This is a genomic window from Okeania sp. (genome assembly GCF_983059655.1).
Window position 1 is genome coordinate 1 of the sequence record NZ_CEZPJD010000313.1, and the last position, 8,825, is coordinate 8,825.

Genomic DNA, 8,825 nt, shown 5'->3' on the forward strand with positions numbered 1-8,825 from the left:
AGCTAATAACTAATAGCTGATAGCTGACCGCTGAATGCTTACAAAACAATGGGAATCAAAATTATTACTTTTAATATTCGATATGATAAACCTGACCCTGAAAATTATCGGTGGGAGGTCAGAAAAAATGCTATAGCTAGCTTAATTTATGAATGTGCTCCAGATATAATTAGCACTCAAGAAGTTAAAGTAAATCAGTTATTAGATTTACAGAAATTATTGCCTAATTATTACAGTCTTGGAGGCGATAGAAGAGGTACGGGTGATGATGAACACTGTGCAATATTTTATCAGAAATATAAATTAAATTGTCTCGACCATGGAGATTTTTGGCTGAGTGAAACACCAAATGTACCAGGTAGTATTACTTCTAGTTGGGGAAATCATTTACCCAGAATAGCTAGTTGGGCAAGATTTAATGTTATTGAAGATAATCGGCAAATAGTTATTATTAATACCCACTTAGATTATGATAGTAAAAAAGCCAGAGAATTAGGTGCTAAATTAATCTTTGATTTCCTACAAACAGAAAAATTAAATCCTGACAAAGAATCATTGATTTTTGTCACAGCAGATTTTAACGATCGACCAGGTTCGATCGCACGAAATACTTTTTTAAATCCTTTGAAAAATGGATTGTATTTATTAGACGCTTTATCTGATTTAAAGTTAAGTAATCAGATGACTTATAATGATTTTACAGACAGAGCTTTTCTGCCTATTGACACTATTTATTATGACAGTAGGTTAAATTTAAACAGCGTGAAAGTAGAGAATAAAAAATATAATGGAATACTTCCTTCAGACCATTTTCCAGTAGTAGCAGAATTTGATTAATCTTAAATATCAATATAAATAGGGCTTGCTGATTAAATATCAAACCTACATTCCGAACTTCAATGTAGTATGAAAGCTGAATATTTTCCCAAAAATTTGACTCTTGAGAAAGGTTTTTATAAATATGCCAGCGCACATTGATATACATAAATATAGTTATATATCTAAACTTCTCCCATACAAATCTACTATAAAACTCTAAAGCCCTGATCAATCTTATCAAAACAAAATGGGTCTGAAACCCGGCCTTGATTGGCGCAATATTTTTGGAGCGAAGCTCAAATCCTCTACTTCCCCTCCTAGGAGAGGTTAGGGGTGGGTTAACTCCTGACTTCTGACTTCTGACTTCGTTAAGATATGGCGATCGCCTTTTTTGGGTGTACTCATGTAAATTTGTAACATTTCTTAATGGAGATTCACAGGGAGTATCTGCTAAGATCTAGCCATACATCTCCACTCACTGAACCACAACAAAAAGCATCAAATTTATTAGATAATTTCAGAATTCCTACAAGATTGTACCCAGTAAATGTAGATGAAAAATCCAACGTACCTCCTGTACAGCATAAATTGTGCCATTTTGCCAAAGACGAAGTTCAGATACATAGTCAAATAGTGTCAAATATCTTATGTTGATTTGTACAAAAGAGCTACTAAATATTTGACAAAATTAAATAACTTTCGATCAGAAGTTTCATAGGTAGGCATTCTGTAGGAAATGCTTACCTATTGTCGCTTTTTAATGTTGTGCAATTCTTAACCCACCCTATGGATTTAACATTCCTTTTACAACAGTCTCTTAAACAGAATCTCATTAATTAGACATAATAAAAAAGCTCTTAGCTTTGAATTCTCTTCTTCCACTACTCTCTACTATGGCCTTCGTCACAACTTTTTTGATTTTTGAGTATTTATTAAGATACATAATATTTATTGCCAATTAATAATTGATAGTTAATCAATATTTAAAGCGTATTCTTGAACGTAAGAAAAAGTTAACAATATCTTCGACCATATCAATTTAGACAGAAATAATTATTAATTATTCATGCTTTAATTATCAATTGTTGAACCTTTCCTACTTATTGAATACTAAAATGCTAGTCAACAAGTTTTATCCAACCACGGCGGAGATTATAAAATAACCTATTAATGATGGCATACTCATCATCATTCAGATAACCAGCTAATAATATGTTCTGAATCTGCTGGCGTTCATCGGGAGTAATAACGCTGGAACACATTACTTGAGTAAATAATTCTTCAAGTGCTTTTTGTTTGGATGATATATTGAGTAATTTCATACAAATTAATTAACTAATGACTAACCAAAGCTTTCATTTTTATTATTAGATGTTTTACAATTAGATAAAGTGATTCAAGTAATATTTAGTTCATAATTGTTGTCAACTCAATTTGTAGTTAGTGTCATCTCAAAATGTGAGTATATTTTTGTGTTTTTGTGATTTGTGTCACTCATATATAATCTGGCTAAATTATTTGTCGTATAGTTAAGCTATCAAAAATGGAGCGAGAGGAATCCCGGCATAATCTCATAATCTCCTATTGACCAGGAGATAATCGCCACCAAACAAACAATAAACACTCCATTGAGATAAAATTATCATACAATGCGGATTTGATAATATTAACCTATGAGTATAAGTTAATCCCTTCTCAAGAACAGATGGCCATCATTTATGGATATGTTGGCGGTTTGTAGGAAGGTATGGAATTAGGGTTTGCTGAAAAATTATGAGTGGTAGGGTTAGGAGCCAGAATCGGTAAATCAGTGAAGTCAGGAGGAATGAGAATTAGACATCTGGCGATCGTCAAAAATTAAATCAATCCCATACGCATAAATCATCAATTCTTTTCCCCTACTCCCTACTCCCTACTCCCTACTCCCTACTCCCTCTTTTCCGGAGAGGTCTATTATAGAAGAAGTAGTCAGAAAAATAGTACCTTGATTTTTCTGCCATAATTGTCCCGAAATACTAGCATGCATGAGCTTTTTAGGCCGAAAAGCTGGCACTTTTTTAGACAAAAAAAGACTGAAACCAATATCAGTCAATGCTTTGAGATTTAATCAGCAAGCCCGAATTATGCCTGGAGAGAGTGCAAAGACTGGATTAACAGTAGGAAATGTGCCCTGAATTGTTTTTCATTGCGTCAAGAGTACATAATTACCTGGGGAGGGCCTTACCCTAACATTAAGATTTACAGCGATCGCTCTTTGGGTTTCCTGGCCCATTCTCCTGAGATATAGATTCGGAGCAAAAAAATTTTACTTAAACTTTTATGTGGAATCTGAATAATTAGGGTTTGCTGAATAAAGCTGTTGGTAGGGGTAGGAGACAACCCACCTCTAACCCCTCCTGTGGATTAGGAGAGATGAAGGCAGGAGGCAGAGGGCAGAAGCGGTGCGACCCCGCGTCGGCGTCAGACGCAAGCAGTCATATCCCGCGTCGGCATCAGACGCAAGCGGTCGGACCCCGCGCCGCCGACAGGCGCAAGCGGTGAGACCCCGCGCCGCCGTCAGGCGCAAGGGAATGCTCACCAAGAGAGGGAACGCCGACCAAGAGAGGGAACGCCGACCAAGAGAGGGAATGCTGACCAAGAGAGGGAATGCGCACCAAGAGAGGGAAGAGGTTTTAGAGCTACTTTACTTTTTGTTACGTACTTAGTTTTTTTGTGCCAACTTAACTTAGCTCTTCAAATAACAGAACTGCAAAAAAATCTTTAAGTGAACTGTATTGAATTATGACCACTATTATTTTCTCTTGACACCTGATACCTAACACCTGACTTTTTATATTACATTTTGAAGTCCGGAATGTATGATAGACACTTTTTTTCTCATGCTCTTATCCGGAAATATAATTCATAATTCAAAAATCAGTAACAAGTTTTACAAAAATTAAATTTTATTTAGGGTAGTTGCAAAAATTTTGCAACAGAGGTATACTTTGAATTAGTAAGGAACTACTTAATCTAGCAAAAAAAGTTTGACAGAGAGAATTGGGTGTACCTCTCTGCCAGTTGTCTTCTAGTATTTCATATCTGAGTGAAAGTTTTGTAGGCAATTAAAGTTTAAGAAGTGGACTTTCTGAAGCTTTGCTTGACAAATACCTACTGAAATAGATTTTTTTACTAGTTTACAAAGATTCTATAACAACACAAGTTTAGGTGTTGCATCTACCAGCTTCTTTTGTATAGTTCATTTACCAGAAAATTCTTAAAATTGCTACTTAATAAGTATCAGAACCTAGTTCAAGACTACTAGTGTATCTGGAGCAAGGAAGTGGTCTAAGTGATATGCACGCTCTTCAGTTTTGAGTAAAATTTGCTCATAGAGGTAGCGAGTAGCGCGATCGCCTAAGCTTTCAGCTTGTGCAGCAAGACGACGTAGAAGTTTAATCACTTCTTGTTCCGCCCCTAGATCGTGTTCAACCATAGCTCTAGAGCCAAAACTTCCATCTTCTTCAGGAGTAAAACAGCACATTTCAGCCAACTTAGCAAAGCTAGCAACTGGAACGCCACCTAGACCATTTAAGCGTTCAGCTAAGTCATGGACATGACCTCTTACATCATCATAACTTTCTTGAAAGAACTCATGCAGTTGATAAAACTCTGCTCCTTCTACAACAAAATGATGTTTCTCATATTGGAGGAATAAAGCTTGGAAACTGGCCAAAGCTATATTCATACCCTCACATATGGGTTCAGTAACACTTTTTTCTAATCCAATTGGGTTATCGGCAATCTGACCAAATACTTGTACTGGAGTTGCTGTAGCCATCTTATTCTATTCTCCTTTCAATTAACTTAATTTATTGCTAGTTATCTAGCTTTATTTATTGCTAACAGTTCTAAGTCTATCACAGTTAATAGGAGAGTCAACCTGAGCCAAGATCGCAGATAGAAGATATTCTAAGTTAGCAAATTTTTTCGATCAAACTATTGAGAAAGTTTAGCAGCTATTGTATAGTCAAAAATATAGTTACTCTGGTAGAAACACATCAGAACTGCTAGAGGTCTTAACGGTAAATTTAGTGCTAATATATTGCAATTGAAAAAAAATGAGTACATTCAACCAGAGGCCAGACACTAAGGAAATTTTACAAATAAGCTTGGTAGACCGATGGGAAGTCTATAAACGCTTACAAGAATTGGATATTCATTGTTGGTGTGAAGCAGAAAAGCCATTGCGGGTACAGCTCAAAAACACAAATGAAGCTACCCAATTAGAAAGTGTTTTGAAACAATTTACAGCTAATCGTTGCGAATTGGTGCAATTGTTACAACGCTGTTGGCAGGTTAGCTAATATGCTGAATTAATACCATAAATTAGAGATAAGTAAAAGTAATGTATTTATCTGTAGAAGTACATTACTTTTAGTAGGTATTTAAACCTTCCCCTAGCCGCATCAATAACCATCACCAAGCAAAAATAACCAACAATGTCTAAATCCAAGAAGCAAATGACAAAATTTATCTTAGAAGGACAAGTCCAAGAAGTTACTATTAAAGACGGCTACAAACTGAAATATATTCATGTAGAGACACCAACAGGTAATAATTATACCATCAAACTTGCCAAGCCCTTACGGAAAATTTTTGCCTCAGTATTAATACCAGGTTTAGGAGTAAAGGTAACTGGAGAAAGAACAGTTTATCGGAAAACTGGTGAAGAAGAACTTAAAGCCTTTAAAATTGTACCAGACTTTAGCAATAACGCAACAAAGCCATGTCAAAATCATGGTGTGGGATTAGTTGAAACTTTATCTAGCCAACTAAAAGAGCTGAAGTCATCTGAAACTGAACATACTTGTAGTAAATCTCCAGAAGAAATAACTAAAAGTAATTCTAAATGTGCAGCGAAGAAAGCTCAGATTTTGGTGTGCCAAAAATCAGATTGTCAAAAACGGGGGGCAGGGAAAGTTTGTAAAGCATTATCAGAAGTATTAAGCGATCGCGGCTTACAAGACCATGTGACAATTAAGAAGACTGGATGTCTGAAAAAGTGCAAAGCAGGACCTAATCTAGTAATTATGCCTAACAAAGCCCGTTATAGCCGAATTAGCTCCGCAGAAATTCCTGATGTAATTGAAAAACATTTTAGTTTAGAAGCATAACATATAAAAATTGCTAATTTGTAGTTAAGTTTCTCTAATTCCAATCTCTTGTTGGGGATTGGAAATATTCTGCTGTTTATTTGTAATATAATTAGAGTCTGCTGAATAAAGTCTGTTGGTAGAGGTAGGAGACAGAATGCACTTGCCAATATTCAGTCAATACTTTGAGATTAATCAGCAAGCCCTAATTAAGATAGTTTAGGGTAAAGACAAAAAAGTTATTTCCAGCCTACCGAAGATTAACTTCAGGAAACTACTAGCTCAATTAATAGCAATAAGGAAGACAAAAAAAGTGTCACAAACCAAGCCAACTATTTTAGTGACTGGGGGAGCAGGATATATTGGCTCTCATGCAGTGCAGGCCCTACAAACTGCAGGTTATGAAGTCGTAATTCTCGATAACCTTATCTATGGACATCGGGATATAGTAGAAAATATCCTGAAAGTAGAAATGATTGTTGGAGATACCAGCGATCGCTCTCTATTAGACAAAATTTTTGCCACTCATAATATAGCGGCAGTTATGCATTTTGCTGCATATATTTTTGTTGGAGAGTCAGTTAAAGACCCCCAAAAATATTATCACAATAATGTAGTAGGTACACTGACATTATTAGAAGCAATGTTGGCAGCATCTGTGAAAAAATTTGTATTCTCTTCAACTGCTGCTATTTACGGGGAGCCACAAACTACTCCTATTCCCGAAGATCATCCCAAAAATCCAATCAACCCTTACGGGGCAAGTAAACTGATGGTAGAGCAAATACTTTCGGACTTTGAGGTTGCTTATGATTTTAAGTCTGTTTGTTTTCGCTACTTTAACGCAGCAGGGGCACATCCTAATGGTTTAACTGGAGAAGATCATAATCCGGAAACTCATCTAATTCCACTGGTATTATTAGCAGCATTAGGTAAGCGAGATGCTATATCAATTTTTGGTACAGATTATTCTACCCACGATGGTACTTGTATTCGGGATTATATTCATGTATGTGATTTAGCGGATGCTCATGTTTTGGGATTAGAGTATTTATTGAATGGTGGTAAAAGTGAAGTATTTAATTTGGGTAATGGTAATGGGTTTTCTGTTAGGGAAGTGATAGAAACGGTTAAGAATGTAACTGGGAAAGATTTTAAAGTGGTAGAATGCGATCGCCGACCAGGAGATGCACCTATTTTGGTAGGAAGTAGCGAAAAAGTAAGGAAAGTATTGGGTTGGTCTCCAAAATATCCAGAGGTTAAAGAAATTGTTACCCATGCTTGGCAATGGCATCAGCAGCGACATGGGAATTGAAAGTTAAAAGGCAAAAGAATGAAAGTTAAAAGTCAAAAGTCAAAAGGCACAAGTTAAAAATAAATGCTTGGGAAATGAAAGTTAAAAGTCATATAGTCGTGGTTACAATTCATCTTTATGATGGAGGTTATTTGTCTGCCCTTATATATAGCTTTGTATCAGAAAGCTGATTTTTTACCTAAATAAAAGTCGTTGTTGCGCTTTAGCTCTCCCAGATATATTTAGGGGGCATCCAGCGCAACTATAAACAAATACATTTTTGATAATTTAATTGCTGCATATTTGAATTGAGAAAAATAAAATCAATGGTTATTCCAGAAATTCCTGATGCTTGGAAATATGTTATTAGCTCGTTAGTTGGTGGAGGCATCGCGATATTTGTCACTTTCTTAAATAATCGTTATCAATTGAAGAAAGATAGCAAGAGTTGGGAAAAAGAAAAATTGTGGGAAGGTTATCAAAAGTGTATTTCTAATTTAAACTTAATTGATTGTTTATGGACGAATTTGAGCGCAGAATGTGAAGTAAATTATGTTTTGAAAATAGAAGACAGAGAAAAAAATTTTACCCTATATTTAGAAATATTCCCTTATTTATATTGGATCATATATAATTATCCAAATCCCCAATCAGAAGAAATAAAAGCATTGAAAGAAATAATTGGGGAAGAGGAAATAAAAACAACATTTCAGATGAAAAAACTAAATTTTTTAATTTCTAATCCTAAACTTTTAAATCCCATGAAACAAGAGCTTACTCAGTTAATGGTTAATGACCCTAGACTTTCAAAATCATAAGTAATATTTAAAACTTTTTCCACATCATTAATATAGTTTAACTATTGAAAACTAAACTTTACTTATAAATAGTTATTTTGCTTATTTTTCTGTGCGTTATAATTTTTCTAACTTAATATTTATGACAGAAGAACGACTGACCGAAAAAATGGGTCTCAAGCCTCGCCCATAAGCGGGCGACTTTTTATTGCTTGCGGGTTGATTTTTTTTCAATAAATATGTTATCATGTTGTTAGTTTGAAAGTCAAGTTATGAAAGCTAGATTTAAGTATCGCATATATCCAACACGGGGACAAAAATACCGATTAGCCAAGCTATTTGGTTGTGTTAGAGTTGTGTGGAATGATAGTCTAGCTTGCTGCCAACAAAAGTATAAATCAGGAGAAAAGAAACCCACTAATTCTGAACTACAAAAACAGTTTATAACTCAAGCTAAGAAGGCTGAATATAGAGAATGGTTATCAGAAGTTTCTGCTATACCATTGCAGCAATCTTTGAATGATTTAAACCAGGCTTATCAAAACTTTTTTAAATCAACTAGAGATGAAAGGAAAGGTAAGCCTATAAGACCTCCTCAGTTCAAAAGTAGAAAATCAAAGCAAACTGCTAGATTTACAAAAGGAGGGTTTAAAATTGGTCAACACAAAGTTTATTTAGCCAAGATAGGAAAGCTGAAAATAGTTTGGTCAACAGAGTTACCTGCCGCTCCATCATCAGTAACAGTAATCAAAGATTCAGCTCATAGATATTTCTTGAGTT

General features: G+C 35.1%; 8 protein-coding genes. 6 read left to right on the forward strand and 2 right to left on the reverse strand.

The annotated features are described in order from the left end of the window. Positions 1-48 precede the first annotated feature (48 nt). Entirely contained in the window at positions 49-837 is a 789-nt protein-coding gene (locus tag AC3DU7_RS17615) for an endonuclease/exonuclease/phosphatase family protein (RefSeq protein WP_488040621.1), read from the forward strand. 1,100 nt (positions 838-1,937) lie between these two features. On the opposite strand, the gene AC3DU7_RS17620 is transcribed toward AC3DU7_RS17615, so the two are convergent. Both AC3DU7_RS17620 and dpsA read right to left on the reverse strand, forming a co-directional pair. Beyond that, positions 1,938-2,141 carry a hypothetical protein gene (locus AC3DU7_RS17620; protein WP_488040622.1) on the reverse strand — a complete coding sequence of 68 codons (204 nt, stop codon included), beginning with the start codon at positions 2,139-2,141 and terminating at the stop codon, positions 1,938-1,940. A gap of 1,964 nt (positions 2,142-4,105) precedes the next feature. Then, positions 4,106-4,639 (reverse strand): DNA starvation/stress protection protein DpsA, encoded by a 534-nt coding sequence (gene dpsA / locus AC3DU7_RS17625; RefSeq protein WP_488040623.1) that lies wholly within the window; start codon positions 4,637-4,639, stop codon positions 4,106-4,108. A 280-nt stretch (positions 4,640-4,919) separates the two neighbouring features. Between dpsA and AC3DU7_RS17630 the strand changes: the two genes are divergently transcribed. The 5 genes from AC3DU7_RS17630 to AC3DU7_RS17650 form a co-directional block, all read left to right on the forward strand. After that, positions 4,920-5,165 (forward strand): Asr1405/Asl0597 family protein, encoded by a 246-nt coding sequence (locus tag AC3DU7_RS17630; protein ID WP_293085133.1) that lies wholly within the window; start codon positions 4,920-4,922, stop codon positions 5,163-5,165. A gap of 135 nt (positions 5,166-5,300) precedes the next feature. Continuing rightward, positions 5,301-5,975, forward strand: a complete 675-nt coding sequence (locus AC3DU7_RS17635; RefSeq protein ID WP_488040624.1) for a (2Fe-2S) ferredoxin domain-containing protein — start codon at positions 5,301-5,303, stop codon at positions 5,973-5,975. A gap of 292 nt (positions 5,976-6,267) precedes the next feature. Further along, complete coding sequence (gene galE, locus AC3DU7_RS17640) at positions 6,268-7,269, forward strand: UDP-glucose 4-epimerase GalE (RefSeq protein WP_488040625.1); 1,002 nt, start codon at positions 6,268-6,270, stop codon at positions 7,267-7,269. Between the two features lie 305 nt (positions 7,270-7,574). Continuing rightward, on the forward strand, positions 7,575-8,066 hold the full coding sequence (locus AC3DU7_RS17645) for a hypothetical protein (RefSeq protein ID WP_488040626.1): 492 nt from the start codon (positions 7,575-7,577) through the stop codon (positions 8,064-8,066). Positions 8,067-8,317: 251 nt separating this feature from the next. Beyond that, positions 8,318-8,825 (forward strand): RNA-guided endonuclease InsQ/TnpB family protein (locus AC3DU7_RS17650; RefSeq protein ID WP_488040627.1); only part of this gene is annotated, 508 nt, incomplete at its 3' end.